This window comes from Clostridium nitrophenolicum (assembly GCF_055391695.1).
In genome coordinates this window covers 2,526,876-2,545,912 of record NZ_AP042469.1, presented here as the reverse complement: position 1 = coordinate 2,545,912, position 19,037 = coordinate 2,526,876, and the positions used below count along the sequence as shown (strand labels likewise).

The window sequence follows — 19,037 nt, the reverse complement described above, 5'->3', positions numbered from 1 at the left end:
TACAACTATATCTAATAATATTCCACAATATGGTAGTCGTAATTGTAAAGGTTTTGTAAAATAATGAATAAGTTATCAAGAGTGGAAATACAATTTCGAGTATAGTAATTGATAGTTGTCTGATAAAAGACAAGCTTTGTTCAAGTTTGTGATTATTTGTCACATTTAATTCATGATAAGAATAAACATTCAATAAAGTATCTAAATATACAATTGAAGGGAGTGTTATGATTTAATTTTTCGGATATCTTTGTATGTTTATTTTTATAAAAACAAAAAGTTATATACTTTAGTATAGAAACATTAAAAAATAAAACTAAAGTCAGTAACTACTTGTATACATAGGGGGAAATTTAGCAATGAAGAAATGTTTTTCAGGAATTTTATGCCTGTTACTGTTATCCTATACTACGGTTCAAGGGACTATAGTTCAGGCAGCGGGAGTTTCAGTTGCACCAAGTTCTAGCGAAGTAATTATAACAAATAATGTAGGAAAAGCAGACACTATATATGTTACTGGTGTAATTGGTGGTGATATTGTAACCGTATATAATGCTTCGAGTGGTGGAAAAGTACTAGCTAAAAAAACTGTATCTAATCAAAAGACAGATATAACAATCCCTATTTCACAGCTTGGAAGTTCTGAGGGAAGTGTTTATATAACAGTTACTTCAGCTGGAATGACAGAAAGTAGCAGATCAGCAATTGGTTATTCTGCAGAAGGTCAATCTGAGGTGCCGCTAGCGGATAATATAAAAATTACAAATAATTCGGGGAAATCAGATACCATATATGTTTCTGGCCTTGCTCCTCGTGATGTTGTAAGGATATATACTGCAGCTACTGGTGGAAAATTACTGTGCGCTTCAACAATAGGTTCTAATAAAACAGATGCAACTATGTCTATTTCTCAACTAGGGATAAACGCTGGAAGTGTATATGCTGCAGTTACAACACAAGGAATGCATGAAAGCGATAGAGTAAAAATTGATTTTCCAGGGGAATTTCAGTCTGAAGCTCCATCCTCAAATAATATAAATATTACAAATAATTCAGGAAAGTCAGATACTATATATGTGTCCAGTCTTGCTGCTGGTGATAAAGTTAATGTATATAATGCAGCTACTGGTGGAAAATTATTATCTTCTTCAACAGTAGGTTCACAAAGAACTGAAGCAAAATTAACTATATCACAACTTGGAACTGCTGCTGGCAATATTTATGTTTCTGTAAAAAGCCCAGGATTATTAGAAAGCGCTAGAACTGAAGTAGGTTTTTCTGCAGAAGGTCAATCCGATATAATACAAGCAGATAATGTAACAATTACTAATAATTCCGGTAAGCCTGATACAGTATACGTTACTGGTCTTACCCAAGGAGATAAAGTAAATGTGTATAATGCTTCCACTGGTGGAAAATTGCTTGGATCAGCAGTGGCAACATCAGATTCCAGCGCAACAGTTCGTATAGGACAACTTGGAACTGCAACGGGAAGTGTCTACATTTCTATTATTACTCCAGGAATGCTTGAAAGTTCTAGAAAAAAAGTAATTTATTCTGCAGAATCTCAGTCTAATTCAGTAGATCCTGAGAATATAGTAGTTAACAATAATGCAGGAAAAGCAGATACTATATATGTATCTCCGTTAACCGCTGGTGACTTAGTAAAGATATATGATAGTGCTAATGGAGGTAATTTACTTGCATCTGCAACAGTATCTGATAGTGCTACAGATGTAACTATATCAGTGCCTCAACTTGGATCTGCAGCTGGAAGTGTTTATGTTTCTATAACTGGTAAAGGTAAGCTTGAAAGTAGTAGAGTACAAGTTGATTATTCTTCTGAGTCTAAGTCTGATTCATTAGATACAAATAATGTATCTATTACTAATAGATCAGGAAGTGCAGATACTGTTAGTGTAAATAATCTTTCTCAGAATGATGTTATAAAAGTATATGATTTAGCTAAAGGCGGAAATCTGCTTGGATCTGCTACAGTAGCCTCAGGTGAAACAAATGCAACAATATCTATTGCACAGCTTGGGACAATAGCTGGTAGTGTTTATGTCTCTCGAACCAGTTTAAATAAAGCTGAATGCGACAGAATAAAAATTGATTATTTAGCCGAAGCAAAATCCAGTGATCCTAAAGCAGAAAACATAATCGTTACTAATAATGCTGGAATGAATGACACTGTACAAATAACTGGACTTTCTTCCAATGATGTAGTAAAAGTCTATGATTCCGCTCAAGGCGGTACTGTACTTGGCTCTACAACTGTGGACAATTATCAAACAGAAGCGACAGTCTCAATTTCACAGCTTGGAAATGATGCAGGAAGTGTATATATTTCTGTAACTAGTACTAATAAAGGTGAAAGCGGCAGGACTCAAGTAGGATTTTCTGCAGAGTCTAAATCTAAATCACCAGAAGCTAATAAAATATCTATTATAAATAACGCAGGAATGGCTAGCACAGTAACAGTCGCTGGAGTTATCGGGAGTGATGTAGTAAAGGTATATGACTCTGCTCAAGGTGGTACCTTACTTGGCTCTGGAACCGTAGGAACATATGATACAGAAGCAACAATATCTGTTACACAACTTGGTTCTGAAGCAGGTAATGTGTTTATTTCTATTACTAGTAAAGGAAAGCTAGAAAGCGATAGAGTTCAAGCAGCATATTCTGCAAAGCTTGTAAGCAGCGCACCTAATGCCGCAAATATAATTGTTGAAAATAATGCAGGTATAAAAGATACTGTAAAGCTTGCAGGTCTTCAATCAAATGACGTAGTAAAAGTATACGATAGTGCACAAGGCGGTAATTTATTAGGTTCTGCCACAGTATCTGGAGATAGTATGGAAGCAATCGTGGCTATAACACAGCTTGGTGTTAGTTCTGGAACTATCTATGTATCTTTAACAAGTACAGGAAAGACAGAAAGCAGCAGAACTGCAGTACAATATAATGCTGAATCTCAATCTAATGATTTATCTGCTGGTGATATAAATATAGAAAATAATTCTGGAACATCTGACGTTATTACTGTTACAGGCGTAGCTGCTAACGATGTAGTTAAAGTTTATAGCTCTGAAGTAGGCGGAAGTTTACTTGGAACTGCAACAGTATCCAGTGGTAATTCTCAAGCTATCGTTACTATATCACAGCTTGGAACTAATGCTGGAAGCGTATATATTTCCGTAATAAGATCTGGAAAAACAGAAAGTAATAGGGTTAAAGCAGATTACCTTGCAGAGTCATCAGCACCTGTTATAGGAAATATATTTATTACAAACAATGCTGTAATCTCAGATACAGTGACAGTTAAAAGCCTAGCAGCTAATGATGTTGTTAAAGTTTATGATGCTGCACAAGGTGGTAATTTATTAGGTTATGCTGTTGTTCCAGCTAACAGTAATGAAGTTACTGTTACAATTTCACAGTTAACTACCGCTTCAGGAAGTGTGTATGTTTCCGTTACAAATTTCGGAAAGAGTGAAAGTAAAAGAACAAAAGCTGATTATATAGCAGAGCAAACATCAGCTGCTCTTTATCCAGGAAACGTTAGTATAGTGAATAATGCAGTTGGTACATCTGATGTAATAACAGTAAATAATCTATCATCAAATGATGTAATAAAAGTTTATGATGCAGCTACTGGTGGAAACCTAATTGGCACAGCAGTAGTTTCATCTAATGATACACAAACAACTATTACTATATCTCAACTTAGTACAAGTGCTGGAAGTGTGTACATCACAGTTACAAGTCTTGGTAAGATTGAAAGCAGTAGAACTAAAATTGATTATATTGCTGAAAATTAGAAGTTTAAGTTCACTTTAATATTACTTATTTAAAAACTACAAAAACCTTGTTTAGTATAAGCTTTGCTCAACTAGACAAGGTTTTTATCTATTACTTAGCGCATATTAGCTATTTAATTTTTTACTAAGTCAAATACAGCTCTAATTTCTCCTATCTCTTCTCCTATATTGTTCAAGTTTTTACCAACCCTATATTTTTGTAGTAATATACTTTCATTTTTATCTAAGACTCCTAAGTCCTCTATACATTTTATAACCGTTGGCCACACCGCCCTATAATTGCCGTCCTCTATTTTTATTGCTATTCCCAGGTCTCTATCTTTTATACCAATACAGTATACTGCTTCAGCTCCTAGCTTCCCTATAAGTTTACCCTTAGTATTTTTTATAAGTTCAGTACAGAAGCCATTTGTACCAGAAATCATTTCTGGAGCTTTATTCATGGCTTCAAACACACTGTTACAAGCATCCTTATATTCTTTTGATAAAGAATTTGCATTTGCTAACTTTGCAAAACCCAATGCCATATTATATAAGGGCATACCGTATACTGGTACAGTACACCCATCTATTCCTAAGTAAATTTCATCTTTATTTATTCCACAAATTTTTGCGGTAATACTCTTTAGCTCTCTTTGAATTGGGTGATTTTCTATATTATAATTATTAATGCTGTATCTTTTATGAATACATACTGCAAGCATTCCTGAATGTTTTCCAGAACAATCCGTATGTGTAGGCTGCAGCTTAGTATGATTCCATATAAGTTCTTCTGTATATTTAGGACTCAAAGACAATGTGGCTCCGCATAATAAATTATCAACTGAAAGTCCTATCTTATTTAATATTCCTTCTACTACTTTTCTATGAAAATCCTCTCCATAATGTGATGCGCACATTATGGCAAGCTCTTCCTCTGTAAAATTAAACCTATCTGCCGCTCCACTTAAAATTACATTTAATGTTTGAATAGGCTTAGCTGCTGAACGCATAAAACTAACTTTGTAGGGATCCCCAACGTGATACAACAGTTGCCCTTTACTGTCAACCACAGCTATATCACCTCTATGAATACTTTCAACCAAAGGCCCTCTGGTAACGTTTACAAGGACTTCCGACATACTAACCCTCCTTTTGGGTACACATTCTCTTAATTACAGCCAAACTCCACCTGAAGCCAAGAATTCTGTTTATATAATTATAATATTAAGTAGTTTGGTATATTCTCCTATAAAATTAAAAACTCTGTAATTTATAAACATTTCCTATTTTAGAATATTTAAGGTCTGTTTTATATATTAATGTATAGATATTATTAATTTTTGATGATAAATTGTCAAAAGTTATTTGGAGGTGTTTCTAATATATTCTATAAATTTTAATGGAAAACAGATAACATTCTCTAGTACTAACAATGCCTTTCATAATTATTGGCCCCATAGCGAAAATATAAAGGAGAAGAATATTGAATTTAATAGACTCTGTGCAGAAGCTTATAGAAATTCTGAAAAAATAATAATACAAGAAACTGATTATAGATTTAATGAAGAATTGATTATGTATAATGACTATCTTTTCTGCTTTATTTCTAGTAATTCTCATAAGATATTGTTTAATTATATGTACGCCAATGATTTATTTTTAAATAATACTTTCCCGAACCTAACCAAATATCAGATATCTAAAATTTATGATATCTCATCAAAAGAAGTTATAGGTAATGTTAAAATTACTCTTTATAATGGTACTAGTATTGTTTATAATGTGATTGCAAGCTTTGATGCCCTTTTAAGCTATTCTTCTATAAACAGTACAATACTGCATAACGGTTCAGCAGAAAAACTTCTCTTTAGAGATTTTTTATACGACCTGACTGTCTCTAGAGTTAATACTTCATCAATAGACTCTAATTTAGGCCTAACTATATCTTTGAGGGATTCTCCACATTTATTTAACTATTTATATTTTGATAATCTTATGATAATTACTAACTATCAAAAGAATATTTCATATTCATAGGACTCAAAGGCCGAAAGCTAACTTATCGACCGGATATATTTACAATCCTTTGTTACGTAAACATATCTCGACCTATAAGTTAGCTTTCTGGTTTCCCTATATTATTTTTATAATTGACAAGTTTAACTTTTGCTATGTTTTAAGTTAATGTTAGAAATTTACACTTCGGATAAATCAAAATACCTTTTGCTACTTTTTTTTAATTCTTTTAAACTATATAAAACCTTATAATCTTGGATTTTTATACTCTTTGATATTTGTTTAATAACATTTTCACAATAATCAGTGGTTTCTCCATGTACCATTGTAAAAAGATTATAAGGCCACCCATCAAAAGTTGGCCGCTGATAGCAATGGGTTACTTCTTTAAATAAACATATTGTCTTAGCAGCTTCTTCAATTCTATTTTCAGGTATTACCCATACCACCATTGCATTATACTTAAATCCTGCCTGCCTATGATGTAATATCCCTCCAACTCTTCTAAGAGCTCCTCTATTTTGAAGCTCTTTAACTTTATCTAATACCTCTTCTTCTGTAATACCCACTTCTTCTGCTATTTTTTTATACGGTTCCTTTACTAAAGGAATGTCTCCAGAAAGCTTACTAATAATAGTCTTTTCTATTGAATTAAACATCTTTTACCCCCCATTGATATGAAAAGTAGCTCTAATTTTAAAGAGTTTAACCGAAGGCAAATTAATTATTCTATTAATTTCTGCTTTAGATTTTATATCTCGTATAACTTCATCTACTTTTTCTTTTGACTGCGCTATTATTGTAAACCACATATTATAATGGTGATTTCTGATATAATTATGTGTCACTTCTTCATATTCATTAATTATTTCTGACACATCTCCAATTCTTTCTTCTGGAACACTAATTGCACATAAGGTACTCACATATCCTAATTTTTTCGAATCAAAAATGCCTCCTATTCTTCTTATGAAAGCTTCTCTTTTTAACTTTTCTAATCTACTTATAACCTCTTCTTCTGTAATTCCAAGTTTTTTACCTATAGTTAGAAATGGTCTTGACTCTACAGGCAGACCATTCTGAACTAAATTAAGCAGCTTCTTATCTATATTATCCATGTAACACCTCTATTGAATTTTTACATTGTAATGAGTTGCTATAGGGCTATAATCTAGAAAGTTACCTTTCGGATTTTTACCTCTATATTAATTATCCTCGTTATTAGAGTATTTACATATAGAGTCTCCAGCCATATAGTTGCCATCACTATAGTAAGCAGCTCTTGCCCTGCATCCTCCGCAGGAATTTTTATATTTGCAGTTTCCACAGCTGCCGCCATAATTAAGCGTTCTAAGCTCATTAAAAATCTCACTATTTTTCCAAATGTCGCTAAAAGGAACTTCTCTTACATTACCTGCAACTTTATTTAAATAAGCACAAGGCTGTACATCTCCTTTAGGGCTTATGATACAATAACTTGTTCCTGCCAGACACCCTTTGCTGAATCGTGTTTCTACACCTAGTTCTTTTGCTATTCTAACGAATTGAGGTGCACAAGTAGGTTTTATTTCTATATTAACTTCTTTCTGTTTAGACATAATGATTTTTAATAGCTCTTCATACTCCTCTTTACCAAGTGATTCATCTGCAATATCTTTACCTCTGCCAGTAGGAACTAAAAAAAATGGATAATGAGCAACTCCTCCCATAGCAGCAGTAAAATCTATTATATTTGTAACCTCATTTTTATTCCAATCCATAACTGTAGTATGAATTTGAAAAGGTAATCCTATATCTCTGCAGTTTTTCATCCCATACAGTGCATCTCTCCATGCGTTTTTATATCTTCTAAATTTATCATGCTTGTTTCCATTTAAGCTATCTAGACTTATTCCTACAGCTTTTAATCCACATTCTTTTAACTTTGATGCTACTTCTTTAGTGATAAGCGTACCATTTGTGCCTATAACCGGTCTTAAATTTAATTCATTGGCATAGGCTATAAGTTCAAATATATCTTCTCTAATCAACGGTTCTCCACCAGAAAAAATCATTATTTTAAAGCCTGCTTTAGAAATCTCTCTTATGAGCGCTTTTCCTTCTTCTGTGGTAAGTTCACCATTATTTTTTTCTCCTGCATCTCTATAACAATGCTCACAGTACATATTGCATTTATTTGTAATATTCCAAGACATTATCATTTTGTTCATTCCCCCTAATCACCTTAAAATGAAGTAAAATATTTCTTGTCAATTATACCCCTGTCTCTTTATCACTTAAGTAACAAGCGGGATCCGACTCCCAAAAGTCTCCACTTACAGCTTCTGCTCTTGCTCTGAAATTTCCATTACATATTGATAACCATTTACAGTTGCTGCATCTACCTTTTAATAAAGCTTTCCTATTCCTTAATCCTTCAATTATAGGATGTGAGTTATTTTTCCATATGTCGCTGAATTTACTATCTCTTATGTTACCGAAAGTATGCTGCCATGTAAATTGATCTGGATGAACATCACCCCTATAATCTATATTGCCAAAGGCCATACCTGATCTATTACCTCCATTCATACTGATTAAATTCAAGACCTTGGATGCTAATTCAGGATACTTTCTTTGTGATTGTAAATATATATATACTGCATCCGCATGATTATCTACAGTTAAAATTTCATATCCTTTTCCAAGCTCAATTGTTTTTTCAATTATTAAATCCATAGCAGCTCTTGTTTCTTCTTTTGTTATATCATCCTTTACCATTTCGCTTCCTCTTCCAGAATAGACAAGGTGATAAAAACACACTCTCGGTATTTTTTCTTCTTTAATAAGCCTAAAAATATCCTCAAGTTGGTCATAATTATGGCGATTTATAGTAAATCTAAGTCCTACCTTTTGACCTATTTCCAAGCAGTTTCTTATTCCACTTAAAGCCTTATCAAAGCTCCCTTTAGTTCTTCTAAAATCATCATGCCTCGATCCAATTCCATCTAAACTAACTCCAACATATCCTACATTCAAACTTTTTAATTTTTTACAAACATCTTTATCAAGTAATGTGCCATTTGTAGAAATGGTACTTCTTATATTGTTTTTATTTGAATGTTCTATTAACTCAAAGATATCACTTCGTATTAATGGCTCCCCACCAGAAAAAAGTATAACTGGTACTTTAAAATCACCTAAGTCTTCAATAAAATACTTAGCTTCCTCAGTACTTAATTCTCCATCATGTTTATTGCAATCTGAATCTGCATAGCAATGTAAACACTTTAAGTTGCAGGCCTTTGTGCAATTCCATACAACTACTGGGCCTCTGCCTGCACTTACTCCATATTTTTCATCTGAAGCACCTTTAGTATAACGAAGTTTGTCTCCAAAATTTTCAGAATCACATAACAGTTTTGTAACACTAATCATATTTAATTTTTATTGAGATAATTTATTAAACTAAACTATCTTCAATATAATCTCCTTTCTGTGCGAATACTTTCTACATTATACATTTTATTAGTAATTTTACACTTAAATACTAAAAAACAAAAGAAGTATTTAAAATATACTATTACCATTGGATAAATGGTAAATTATGAGTTATAATAAACTGGAATAAAGTGAAACTTAAGTTATATATAGATAGAAAGGACCGAAAGTTGACTTATACTCTGGTCTATGTTTCCAAGCTTCAATACGTTAAAAACTTTTAGTCAGTCTAAAGCTCAAATTTGAGAAAACCTAAGAATCTTCGATAAACTCGCTATGCTCAGACAATCGAATAATCTAAGGTTTTCTCAAATTCTCCGCTAAGACTGACACAAAGTTTTTAAAATGTACATTCAGCTTTGGAAACATATCCCTCTGTATAAGTCAACTTTCCAGCTAATTTATCTATATATTAAATCAAGAGGTGAAGAGATGTTAAATAGTGATTTACTAAACGGACCTAATCTAAGACTGACTTCCTTAAAGGAAGAAGACTTAAATACCTTTGAGAATTGGTACAATGATGTGAAATTTTTAAGACATTATGATATGATTGCAGCATTTCCTAAATCACAACCACAACTTTTAGAAATGCTTCAGGATATAAGAAATTCTAATGATAGATATATATTTGCAGTAAGAACAGTGGAAGAGAATAAATTTATAGGCGTTACTGGTTTTGAAAATATACTATGGAATAATGGAGTTGCTATTATTTATATAGGCATAGGAGATGATACCTTTAGGGGAAGAGGTTTCGGTAAAGAATCCTTAGCGCTGACTATGGAATTTGGATTCCAAGAATTGAATTTACATAGAATTCAGCTTAATGTTTTATCCTATAATGACCCAGCTATAAAACTTTATGAAAGCTTAGGTTTTAAAAGAGAAGGTGTTTATAGAGAGTTCATTCATAGAGATGGTAAAAGATATGACATGTACCTTTATGGAATTCTTCGCAGCGAATGGGAAAGTATGAATTCATAAGATAGCTATCTCTGACTTCAACTCCTAAAATAAAATCTACCAATTACAGTTTTTATCAATACCTAATTTTAAAAAATACTGAAAAAACAAGATAATGGATATATTATACATTTATGATATATCCATTATTTATATAATCTATGGATAACCTGTTAATAAATATTTCAACTTCAACTATTGTTGATTTTTAATAACAACTTCCGTTACAGTTGAATATTTCCGTGGTTTAATATTATCCATAATAATATCCGCGATATCATTAGGGTCCATTAATTTCTTAGTTTGTTCCTCTGAAAATACACCATCCCAAAACTCGGTTTTCATACCGCCCATGTATACAGCAAATACATTAATAGAAGTTTTTTTCAATTCTAGGGCTAGACTCTCTGTAAATCCCCTTACACCAAATTTACTTGCACAATAAACGGATTCTGTTATTTTTCCTTCTTTACCAGCTGTAGAAACAATATTTACAATTGTTCCTTCATTACGTTTTCTCATCCCTTTTAACACTTCTTGAGTGCAAAAAATTGTTCCTTTTAAATTAATATCAATCATTTGATGGATTGAATCTTCGCTCAAGTTCTCTGCATAATCAAAAAATCCAACACCAGCATTATTAATAAGTAAATGGATTGATCCTAAATCATCTTGTATAGATTGAATTATTTGGGTTACCATTTGTTTGGAAGTAACATCTACCTCATAAATAGAATAACTATGAGTTAAAGTTTTCGCCATTTGCTCAAGCTTTGATTTAGTCCGACCGAGTAAACATACGTGATAATCTAAATTGGAATATTTTTTGGCTAGTGCAGCGCCTAATCCACTGCCAGCGCCTGTTATAACCACAATATTTTTGCTCATATTCATCATCCTTTCTTATAGATTTTAAGAATTATAGGTTCTTAACTCATAAGTTAAGTTCTAAGTCTATAGACTTAGAACTCTTCACCTACTTCAAGCAATATCTCCTGCCCTCTCTCATGTATCTCTATAATATCTGAGGAACAGTTAGTCATCCTTTCTTTAAAGCTTTTTGTTATTTCCGGTTTATCCCCAAAGTGCATTGGTATAAAAAGTTTTGGTTTTACCTTTTCGATTAAGTATTCGCCTCCAAGGTAGTAGTATTCTTCTAACCTATGATCTACAGGAAAAAATGATATGTCCATATTTTCATTAGATAACTTTTCTACTTCTTTCTTAAAGGCTTTTTCCATAGCTGAATTTTCTTCATCACTATCTTCTTTCCAATGCCACCAATTTAGATCTCCGGCATGGAATATGGAAATTCCATCTACCTTTACTAAGAAGGATATTCCTATATCTGTAGATCCATATGCCTTTATCTCTATGTCATCAACCTCTATATTTCCACCTTCTGATATATAGATAACTTCAGGAAAATCATCATTTTTTTCTATATCAGTACTTAAAATGTATTTTATGCTAGGATTTATTTCTTTCCATGAAAATATAATTGGGTTAAAGTGATCAAAATGCGAGTGAGAAACAAACACCATGACGTTTTTTTCTGTTTGTAGTGCTTCTCTGCAAACCACACCATGCTGCAAAGTTCTTTTTTCACTATCATCATTAAAGTAATCAAAAATTAAAACATTAGATTTTGTTTCTATTATAAATCCATCATGATATAAATAGTGTATTTTTGCTTTATCCAAATTTAACTTCACCTCAAGATCATTTATACTACATTTTTATTTGGTAAAATTTCTGTCCAATATCCGTCTGGATCTGCTATAAAGTAAAGTCCCATTCCCTTATTTTCGTAGCATATACATCCCATATTTTTATGGTGCTCATATGCTTTATCGAAGTCATCTGTTGTTACAGCCATATGTATTTCGTTATCTCCTAAGTTATATGGCTCTTTTCTATCTGTAAGATATGTAAGCTCTAATGTATGACTGCTGCCTGCATCTTTTAAAAATACTAAAGTAAAGCTTCCATCTGGGGCATGATATCTTCTAACCTCCTCAAAGCCTAATGCCTCTTTATAGAAGTCTACACTCTTTTCAAGATCTAATACATTGATATTATTGTGTTCAAATTTAAATTTCATTTTTAACACCTCTTATTATTATTAAATTTAGTCAGTTTTATTAAATATCTAAAATGATATCTTTTAATTTTCTTTTTGGTACGTGGTGAACGGCTTTTTCATCTCTCCAATACTTAATATCTACTGATGGCTCTAGCTCTTCTAATACCACATCTTCCTTTGGTTTGCCGAGTGCAATTACCATAAGAATTTCATAATTGTCGCTAATATTAAGATCTTTTGCCAATCCTGCTCTATCAATGCTGCCAAACATGCAGCCACCTAATCCTTTTTCAACAGCTCCTAAGAGGATGCTCTGTGCAGCTATACCGTGGTCCCACCAACAATTTTTGCTTATATTCAAATCTTTAAGCACTATTACATATGCACTAGGCTTTTCTCCTTCTTCCGGACCATTCCAATCTTTTAGGTACCCAGCCCATCTAAGATGCTTGAATATTTTTTCATTCTTTACAATATCATTAGATAAAATATATTTTAATGGCTGCATATTTGTCCCAGATGAAGATAGTCTAGCAAGATCTATTAATTCTCTTAAGCTCTCCATACTTATATTATGTTCTTGATAAAACCTTCTATAAGTTCTGTTTTTCAAAACTAGTTCTCTAATCAATTTTTACACACCCCTTACAGTACCTTAGTTAAAACCACAACTAATAGTACAAAATTATTATTATCAAATATATTCTATATAACCATTATAGTTTTATATAAAAATTCTATTCAAGAAAGCACTTTTTTGTACTTAGGTTCCCTGTAGGTTACTATAATTGCCTTATTTACTATTTTCAAGGCAATCAATTAATGCTTGAAATGCCATGACATATCCCAAAAATCCAAATCCACAAATTTGCCCAACGCAAGCAGCGGCTGTAACAGATTTATGTCTAAATTCTTCTCTTGTATGTATATTGCTTAAATGCACCTCAACAGAAGGAATATTTACAGATTTTAAAGCATCATAAATAGCTATACTGTAGTGGGTATATGCTCCTGGATTAATCACTATACCATCATATTTTTCATTATATGCCCTTTGTATATAATTTATTATTTCCCCTTCAATATTACTTTGTACTATATCTAGTTCAAATTTTAATTCCTTAGACTTTTCTTTTAGCAGATTGCAGAGGTCTCCATAGTTTTTGTCACCATATATACCTTTTTCTCTTATACCAAGAAAGTTTAAGTTAGGCCCATTGATAACCAATATCTTCATTGTACTTTCTCCTTTTAGTTTAATGCTTTAACTATTTTTTCTATAACTTCATCAATATTACTATCATTTATAATTTGAAAATCACAGCACTCTTTATATATATTATATCTTTCTTTAAATAAATCGTAAATTTTATCTGCTCCTTGTTTTAAAAGAGGTCTTTTAGGAGTTTCTATGTTTTTTTTAATATCTTCTACAGGTCTGTCTATAAAAACTACTATTCCGTTTTTCTTTAACAATTTTATATTCTCTAGGTTTTTTATTACTCCTCCTCCTGTAGATATTATAACTTGCTTTTTCTCCCCTAATTCTCTGGCAGCTTCATTTTCTAATTGTCTAAAATACTCTTCGCCTTTTTCAAAAATTTGAGTAATTGTTTTTCCAGATTGTTTTTCTATATACCAATCCATATCAATAAATTCAACATTAAGTCTATTAGATAAAACCTTGCCTATTGTTGTTTTCCCACAACCAGGCATACCTATCAAAATAATATTCTTATTTAATTTATTCATTATTTTCACCTATCATAAGCTGTAGTTTTTTGTGTATTTTATTTACAACATTATCACTTATCTCTATTCCATGCCAAATTTCCTGAGCAGCAGCTGCTTGAGCAACTAACATATATAGTCCGTTTATTGTTTTTAAGTTTAACTCTCTTGCATCAGATAAAAATTTTGTTTCTAGAGGATTGTATATTATATCTACAGCTACTGAAAATTCTCTTAAAACCTCTTTGCTTACCGGACTGTTTTCTACATTGGGATACATACCGCATGGGGTACAATTTATGATTAAATCCTTATTTTTCAACTCATGTAATTGCTCGTAGGATATAACTTTAAAATCTCCTGAATTATTGGCCCTTTGAGGCTCTCTACTTACATATATAAGTTCCCCAATATTATTATCTATTAAATATTGAACTACCGCCTTAGATGCACCTCCAGTACCTAATATTACTGCACTTTTATTTGTAATATCTATTGCTGCTTTTTTTAATGTTTCACCAAAGCCATAATAATCTGTGTTATATCCAATTAACTTTCCATTTTTAAAATCTACTGTATTTACAGCTCCTATTCTTTCAGCCTCAGGAGATATCTCATTAAGATACTTAGTTATCTCCACTTTATATGGTATGGTAACAGTTACTCCTCTAGCTTCAAGAGCCTTAAGTCCTTCTACTGCTTTTTCTAAATTTTCTTTTTTAATTTCAAATAGATTATAGACTGCTTTTGGATCTATGCTTTCAAAAATCATGTTATGAATTTGCGGAGAAAAACTGTGGCCTAATTTCTCTCCTATAAGCCCGTAAAAATTACTCATTACCTTTTTGCACCTCACCTTACATTTCTTCTATCCTCATAATAATATATTACAAAAATTTTACTACATAATAAAGAAAAAACTCTAAAATATAAAAATAACGTAGAGTTTCACAGGGAAACCCTACGTTATCTTTATCTTCTCATATGTTTTAATATAATTATTACAAGTATCAAATCAGAGTTAGGCTCTAATCCTAAAATATTGCAATACCTACAGCAGTCAAAATATCTATATATACAGTGTCTGCATCCTTTCCTACGACCCATGTAATTCACCCCTTATACTTTTAGTTTATATACTATAAATAAAATTGTGATTAAAACTATAGTAAATTTATCTGTTCTTGCAAAAAAATACTTGCACCTTACCTTACGTCATGTGTTAAAATAGTCTAAGTAGAGGTGGTAAAATGTCCGAAAAGGAGAATACTTTATTCACTACAGGTGAATTTGCCAAAAAAGCTGGAGTTACTTTAAGAACTTTAAGATATTATGACAAAATAGGTTTATTAAAACCTAACTGTCACAATGATCTAGGTCATAGGTTATACAGCAAACAGGACTTTGGAAGACTACAAAAAATTTTAACATTAAAGTTCATAGGTCTTTCTCTAGATGATATTTCTAATATAATGAAGCAGGATATAAATGATCAAGACTTTAAAAAATCTTTAGAAATACAAAAGTCCATAATGGAAGAAAAAATACAGCATATACAAATGGTAATAAAATCAATAGATGAAACCGTCCATATGCTGGATAAGAGCAATGTATTAAATTGGGATAAATTTATAAATATAATTAATATAATAAACATAGATAAAAAGTGGTCTGAACAATACGAAAATGCTTCAAATCTAAAAGCAAGAATAAGAATTCATGAGCTTTTCAGTACTAATAAGCAAGGTTGGATGAACTGGTTTTTTGATCAAATGCAAGTTCCTGAAAATGCACATATACTAGAACTGGGCTGTGGTGATGGCAGCCTTTGGGAGAAAAATTTTAATTATATTCCTTCCAGCTGGAATATTACATTAACGGACTTTTCCAATGGAATGCTTAAAGATGCAAAAAAAAATTTAGGTGTTAAATCCCAAAGATTTAAATTTCAAATTGTAGATGCACAAAATATTCCCTTTAAAAGCTGTAGTTTTGATGTAGTAATAGCAAATCATATGCTGTATCATGTAACAGACAGAGAAAAGGCATTTTCTGAAATACATAGAGTTTTAAAACCAAATGGATATTTTTACGCTTCCACTGTTGGTAAAAATCACATGAAGGAAATGAGAGAAATTCTCTCAAGATTTAATTCTGAAAGCATAACTACAAAAAGTTGGGACTCTACTGAAAGTTTTCAGCTAGAAAATGGCTTGAGCCAGGTTTCAAAATGGTTTAAAGAGGTAAAACTAAATAGATACACTGATAGTTTAGTAGTTACCCATCCAATTCCTCTTATTGATTACATATTTTCTATGCCTGGAAACACAAAAGAAATATTTACTGATGAAAAACTCCAGCAGCTTATAGATTTTTTGCAAAAAGAAATTAAAGAAACTGGAGGAATATATATTACTAAAGACACAGGTTTTTTTCAAGGAAGAAAATAATAAAAGTTTAATAACGTAAAAATGAAAGGATTGATTATAATGAATAAAAAAATACCATTTTCACCACCAGATATAACTCAAGCAGAAATTGATGCAGTTGTTGAGGTTTTAAGATCAGGCTGGATTACTTCCGGACCTAAAACTGCTGAATTTGAAACAAAATTAGCAGAATATCTAGAAACTAACAAAGCTGTTGCATTAAATAGTGCTACTGCAGGCTTAGAGCTTATATTAAAAGTTTTTGATATAAAAGAGGGCGATGAAGTTATAACTACTCCTTATACTTATACTGCTACTGCAAGCGTTTCCTTGCATAGAGGTATCAAGCCAATATTTGTAGATGTTAAAAAAGATAGTTTCATAATAGATATAGAGAAAATAGCAGATGCTATTACTCCTAAAACAAAAGCAATTTATACTGTTGATTTTTCTGGAATACCTGTAGACTATGATGCAGTACGTGCTATGCTAAAATCTAAAAATCGTGAAGATATAATTTTTGTATCTGATTCATCACATGCTTTTGGTGCAAAATATAAAGGAAAAAGAGTGGGAGGTCAAGCAGACTTTCATATATTCTCCTTCCATGCAGTAAAGAACTTTACTACTGCTGAAGGTGGAGCTATAAGCTTTGGTGATAATAACTTTAAAGGAAAAGAAGATTTATATAAAGAATTTAAATTAGCTTCCTTACACGGTCAATCAAAGGATGCTCTTTCAAAGATGAAAGCTGGAGCTTGGCAATATGATATAGTAACAGATGGTTACAAGTGCAATCTTACAGACATGGCTTCTGCTATTGGCTTAGTGCAATTAACAAGATATGAAGATATGCTTGTAAAGCGTAAAGCTATATTTGATGTTTACTCTAAACATTTAGGTGAAAAGGATTGGGCTATACTTCCATTTGAAAGAGAAGGCGAAACTGTAACTTCTTATCACTTATATCCTTTACGTGTTAAGGGCTTTAATGAAGAACAGAGAGCTGAAGTTATAAAAACATTAGCTGACATGGATATAGCTACTAATGTTCACTTTATTCCGCTGCCAATGTTCACTCTTTATAAAAACCTTGGCTATAAGATAGAAGATTATCCAAATGCTTATGCACAATATGCTAATGAAATTTCTGTGCCACTATACTCACTTCTTACATTAGAAGATGCTGAGTATGTAGTTAAGGAACTTATTAAAGCAGTTGAAAAAGTTATGGCAAAATAAATTAAGTGAGGTACGTAAATATGAAAGTTAATTTTTATACATCTCAAAGAGAATATAATGAAAAAAAAGCAGAATTTGATAAAGCAATATTTGACGTAATAGAGAAAGGTAGTTTTATACTAGGACCTACTGTTACAAATTTTGAAGAGGAAATAAAAAAATATACTGGAGCTAAACACGCAATTGGTGTAGCTTCTGGTACAGATGCTTTGGTAATAGCTTCACACATTTTAGGCTTTACTTCTGGTAAAGAAGTTATTACTTCACCATTTACATTCTTGGCGTCAACTTCTTGTATAGCAAAGCATAATGCAAAACCTGTTTTTGTAGATATTGATGAAGAAACTTTTGAAATAGACACAACTAGAATAGAAGAAAAAATAACTTCAAATACAGCAGGAATTATACCAATTCACCTTTTCTCTCAAATGAATAACATGGATAGAATAATGGAAATATCCTCTAAGCACAATATAAGAGTTTTAGAAGATGCTGCTGAAGCTTTTGGTATGAGATGGAATGGCAAACACTCTGGTACTATTGGTGATATGGGTATATTCTCATTCTTCCCAACAAAAACCCTAGGCGGTTATGGTGACGGTGGTATGATAGTTACTAACGATGATAATCTAGCTCAAATGACTAAAATGTTCAGAGTTCATGGAGCTTCTAAAAAATATCATTATGACTATATAGGATATAACTCCAGACTTGATTCAATTCAAGCTGCTGTACTTTCAATTAAATTAAAGTATATAGACGAAGCTATTAAAAAGAGAGAAATTATTGCTAACTGGTATATGGATAAATTATCAGACTGTGAATACGTAAGATTCCCTAAGATTAAAGGACCTCAAAGCCCAGTATACTATGTATTTAATATACTAGCAGAAAAAAGAGATGAACTTGCTGACTTCTTAAAAGAAAATGAAATAGGTTACAGCATTTACTATCCAATACCACTTCATATGCAAAAATGCTTCAGCTATCTAGGACATAAGAAAGGTGATTTCCCTGTATCAGAAAAAATTTCAGAGGAAATTCTAGCCCTTCCAATCTACCCAGAAATAACTGAGGAAGAAGTAGATTTTGTATGTGAGACTATAAAGAAATTCTATAGAAAATAATATTCTTAGTTTATATAAACTTACAGTAGAATTAATTCTTGTTTTTTATACACTATAAGGTTTAAAACTAGAAAATTGACTTACACAAAGGGCTATGTTTCCAAAGCTAAAAGTTTTTAATGAACTGAAGTTTGGAAATATAGCCCGGGATGTA

General features: G+C 31.8%; 19 protein-coding genes. 6 read left to right on the top strand and 13 right to left on the bottom strand.

Annotation, left to right across the window (positions count from 1 at the left end; genetic code table 11):
• Positions 1–359 precede the first annotated feature (359 nt).
• Positions 360–3,824: a beta strand repeat-containing protein gene (locus tag ACZ5N4_RS11935; RefSeq protein WP_464210190.1), complete on the top strand. Its 3,465-nt coding sequence runs from the start codon at positions 360–362 to the stop codon at positions 3,822–3,824.
• Between the two features lie 113 nt (positions 3,825–3,937).
• On the opposite strand, the gene ACZ5N4_RS11930 is transcribed toward ACZ5N4_RS11935, so the two are convergent.
• Positions 3,938–4,945 (bottom strand): asparaginase, encoded by a 1,008-nt coding sequence (locus ACZ5N4_RS11930; protein WP_464210188.1) that lies wholly within the window; start codon positions 4,943–4,945, stop codon positions 3,938–3,940.
• Between the two features lie 226 nt (positions 4,946–5,171).
• Here ACZ5N4_RS11930 and ACZ5N4_RS11925 point away from each other — a divergent pair, with 226 nt between their 5' ends.
• A complete protein-coding gene (locus tag ACZ5N4_RS11925; protein ID WP_464210186.1) occupies positions 5,172–5,843 on the top strand; it encodes a hypothetical protein in 672 nt (223 codons plus the stop codon).
• Positions 5,844–6,001: 158 nt separating this feature from the next.
• Here the strand turns inward: ACZ5N4_RS11925 and ahbB are convergent, their stop codons facing one another.
• The 4 genes from ahbB to nirJ1 all read right to left on the bottom strand — a co-directional run bounded on the left by ahbB (position 6,002) and on the right by nirJ1 (position 9,239).
• Positions 6,002–6,481: a siroheme decarboxylase subunit beta gene (ahbB, locus tag ACZ5N4_RS11920; RefSeq protein ID WP_464210184.1), complete on the bottom strand. Its 480-nt coding sequence runs from the start codon at positions 6,479–6,481 to the stop codon at positions 6,002–6,004.
• Between the two features lie 3 nt (positions 6,482–6,484).
• On the bottom strand, positions 6,485–6,940 hold the full coding sequence (gene ahbA / locus ACZ5N4_RS11915) for a siroheme decarboxylase subunit alpha (RefSeq protein ID WP_464210182.1): 456 nt from the start codon (positions 6,938–6,940) through the stop codon (positions 6,485–6,487).
• Between the two features lie 87 nt (positions 6,941–7,027).
• On the bottom strand, positions 7,028–8,023 hold the full coding sequence (gene nirJ2 / locus ACZ5N4_RS11910; RefSeq protein ID WP_464210912.1) for a putative heme d1 biosynthesis radical SAM protein NirJ2: 996 nt from the start codon (positions 8,021–8,023) through the stop codon (positions 7,028–7,030).
• A 52-nt stretch (positions 8,024–8,075) separates the two neighbouring features.
• Positions 8,076–9,239, bottom strand: coding sequence for a putative heme d1 biosynthesis radical SAM protein NirJ1 (nirJ1, locus tag ACZ5N4_RS11905; protein WP_464210180.1), 1,164 nt, complete (start codon positions 9,237–9,239; stop codon positions 8,076–8,078).
• A 495-nt stretch (positions 9,240–9,734) separates the two neighbouring features.
• On the opposite strand from nirJ1, the gene ACZ5N4_RS11900 reads away from it, so the two are divergent.
• Positions 9,735–10,289: a GNAT family N-acetyltransferase gene (locus ACZ5N4_RS11900; protein ID WP_464210178.1), complete on the top strand. Its 555-nt coding sequence runs from the start codon at positions 9,735–9,737 to the stop codon at positions 10,287–10,289.
• Positions 10,290–10,463: 174 nt separating this feature from the next.
• On the opposite strand, the gene ACZ5N4_RS11895 is transcribed toward ACZ5N4_RS11900, so the two are convergent.
• The 8 genes from ACZ5N4_RS11895 to ACZ5N4_RS11860 form a co-directional block, all read right to left on the bottom strand.
• Positions 10,464–11,156, bottom strand: a complete 693-nt coding sequence (locus ACZ5N4_RS11895) for an SDR family oxidoreductase (protein WP_464210176.1) — start codon at positions 11,154–11,156, stop codon at positions 10,464–10,466.
• Positions 11,157–11,230: 74 nt separating this feature from the next.
• Positions 11,231–11,971, bottom strand: coding sequence for an MBL fold metallo-hydrolase (locus ACZ5N4_RS11890; protein WP_464210174.1), 741 nt, complete (start codon positions 11,969–11,971; stop codon positions 11,231–11,233).
• Positions 11,972–11,994: 23 nt separating this feature from the next.
• Complete coding sequence (locus ACZ5N4_RS11885) at positions 11,995–12,372, bottom strand: VOC family protein (protein ID WP_464210172.1); 378 nt, start codon at positions 12,370–12,372, stop codon at positions 11,995–11,997.
• A 40-nt stretch (positions 12,373–12,412) separates the two neighbouring features.
• Positions 12,413–12,985, bottom strand: a complete 573-nt coding sequence (locus ACZ5N4_RS11880; protein ID WP_464210170.1) for a nitroreductase family protein — start codon at positions 12,983–12,985, stop codon at positions 12,413–12,415.
• Positions 12,986–13,147: 162 nt separating this feature from the next.
• Positions 13,148–13,591 (bottom strand): type II 3-dehydroquinate dehydratase, encoded by a 444-nt coding sequence (gene aroQ / locus ACZ5N4_RS11875; RefSeq protein WP_464210168.1) that lies wholly within the window; start codon positions 13,589–13,591, stop codon positions 13,148–13,150.
• A 14-nt stretch (positions 13,592–13,605) separates the two neighbouring features.
• Positions 13,606–14,106 (bottom strand): shikimate kinase, encoded by a 501-nt coding sequence (locus tag ACZ5N4_RS11870; RefSeq protein WP_464210166.1) that lies wholly within the window; start codon positions 14,104–14,106, stop codon positions 13,606–13,608.
• Complete coding sequence (gene aroE, locus ACZ5N4_RS11865; RefSeq protein ID WP_464210164.1) at positions 14,099–14,923, bottom strand: shikimate dehydrogenase; 825 nt, start codon at positions 14,921–14,923, stop codon at positions 14,099–14,101. Before aroE ends, ACZ5N4_RS11870 begins: the two co-directional genes overlap by 8 nt.
• 134 nt (positions 14,924–15,057) lie before the next feature.
• Positions 15,058–15,192, bottom strand: coding sequence for a hypothetical protein (locus tag ACZ5N4_RS11860; protein WP_281395940.1), 135 nt, complete (start codon positions 15,190–15,192; stop codon positions 15,058–15,060).
• Positions 15,193–15,335: 143 nt separating this feature from the next.
• On the opposite strand from ACZ5N4_RS11860, the gene ACZ5N4_RS11855 reads away from it, so the two are divergent.
• From ACZ5N4_RS11855 to ACZ5N4_RS11845, 3 genes are read left to right on the top strand one after another with little or no spacing between them, the layout of a single operon-like run.
• A complete protein-coding gene (locus ACZ5N4_RS11855) occupies positions 15,336–16,535 on the top strand; it encodes a MerR family transcriptional regulator (protein WP_464210161.1) in 1,200 nt (399 codons plus the stop codon).
• Positions 16,536–16,574: 39 nt separating this feature from the next.
• Positions 16,575–17,756 carry a DegT/DnrJ/EryC1/StrS family aminotransferase gene (locus ACZ5N4_RS11850; RefSeq protein ID WP_464210911.1) on the top strand — a complete coding sequence of 394 codons (1,182 nt, stop codon included), beginning with the start codon at positions 16,575–16,577 and terminating at the stop codon, positions 17,754–17,756.
• A 20-nt stretch (positions 17,757–17,776) separates the two neighbouring features.
• Positions 17,777–18,883 (top strand): DegT/DnrJ/EryC1/StrS family aminotransferase, encoded by a 1,107-nt coding sequence (locus ACZ5N4_RS11845; protein WP_464210159.1) that lies wholly within the window; start codon positions 17,777–17,779, stop codon positions 18,881–18,883.
• Positions 18,884–19,037: the final 154 nt, after the last annotated feature.

What these genes read in the sequence shown, in the direction of transcription:
- ACZ5N4_RS11935 (WP_464210190.1), top strand. Translation starts at nt 360, where the DNA reads ATGAAGAAATGTTTTTCAGGAATTTTATGCCTGTTACTGTTATCCTAT.
- ACZ5N4_RS11930 (WP_464210188.1), bottom strand. Translation starts at nt 4,945, where the DNA reads ATGTCGGAAGTCCTTGTAAACGTTACCAGAGGGCCTTTGGTTGAAAGT.
- ahbB (WP_464210184.1), bottom strand. Translation starts at nt 6,481, where the DNA reads ATGTTTAATTCAATAGAAAAGACTATTATTAGTAAGCTTTCTGGAGAC.
- ahbA (WP_464210182.1), bottom strand. Translation starts at nt 6,940, where the DNA reads ATGGATAATATAGATAAGAAGCTGCTTAATTTAGTTCAGAATGGTCTG.
- nirJ2 (WP_464210912.1), bottom strand. Translation starts at nt 8,023, where the DNA reads ATGATAATGTCTTGGAATATTACAAATAAATGCAATATGTACTGTGAG.
- nirJ1 (WP_464210180.1), bottom strand. Translation starts at nt 9,239, where the DNA reads ATGATTAGTGTTACAAAACTGTTATGTGATTCTGAAAATTTTGGAGAC.
- ACZ5N4_RS11900 (WP_464210178.1), top strand. Translation starts at nt 9,735, where the DNA reads ATGTTAAATAGTGATTTACTAAACGGACCTAATCTAAGACTGACTTCC.
- ACZ5N4_RS11895 (WP_464210176.1), bottom strand. Translation starts at nt 11,156, where the DNA reads ATGAGCAAAAATATTGTGGTTATAACAGGCGCTGGCAGTGGATTAGGC.
- ACZ5N4_RS11885 (WP_464210172.1), bottom strand. Translation starts at nt 12,372, where the DNA reads ATGAAATTTAAATTTGAACACAATAATATCAATGTATTAGATCTTGAA.
- aroQ (WP_464210168.1), bottom strand. Translation starts at nt 13,591, where the DNA reads ATGAAGATATTGGTTATCAATGGGCCTAACTTAAACTTTCTTGGTATA.
- ACZ5N4_RS11870 (WP_464210166.1), bottom strand. Translation starts at nt 14,106, where the DNA reads ATGAATAAATTAAATAAGAATATTATTTTGATAGGTATGCCTGGTTGT.
- aroE (WP_464210164.1), bottom strand. Translation starts at nt 14,923, where the DNA reads ATGAGTAATTTTTACGGGCTTATAGGAGAGAAATTAGGCCACAGTTTT.
- ACZ5N4_RS11860 (WP_281395940.1), bottom strand. Translation starts at nt 15,192, where the DNA reads ATGGGTCGTAGGAAAGGATGCAGACACTGTATATATAGATATTTTGAC.
- ACZ5N4_RS11855 (WP_464210161.1), top strand. Translation starts at nt 15,336, where the DNA reads ATGTCCGAAAAGGAGAATACTTTATTCACTACAGGTGAATTTGCCAAA.
- ACZ5N4_RS11850 (WP_464210911.1), top strand. Translation starts at nt 16,575, where the DNA reads ATGAATAAAAAAATACCATTTTCACCACCAGATATAACTCAAGCAGAA.
- ACZ5N4_RS11845 (WP_464210159.1), top strand. Translation starts at nt 17,777, where the DNA reads ATGAAAGTTAATTTTTATACATCTCAAAGAGAATATAATGAAAAAAAA.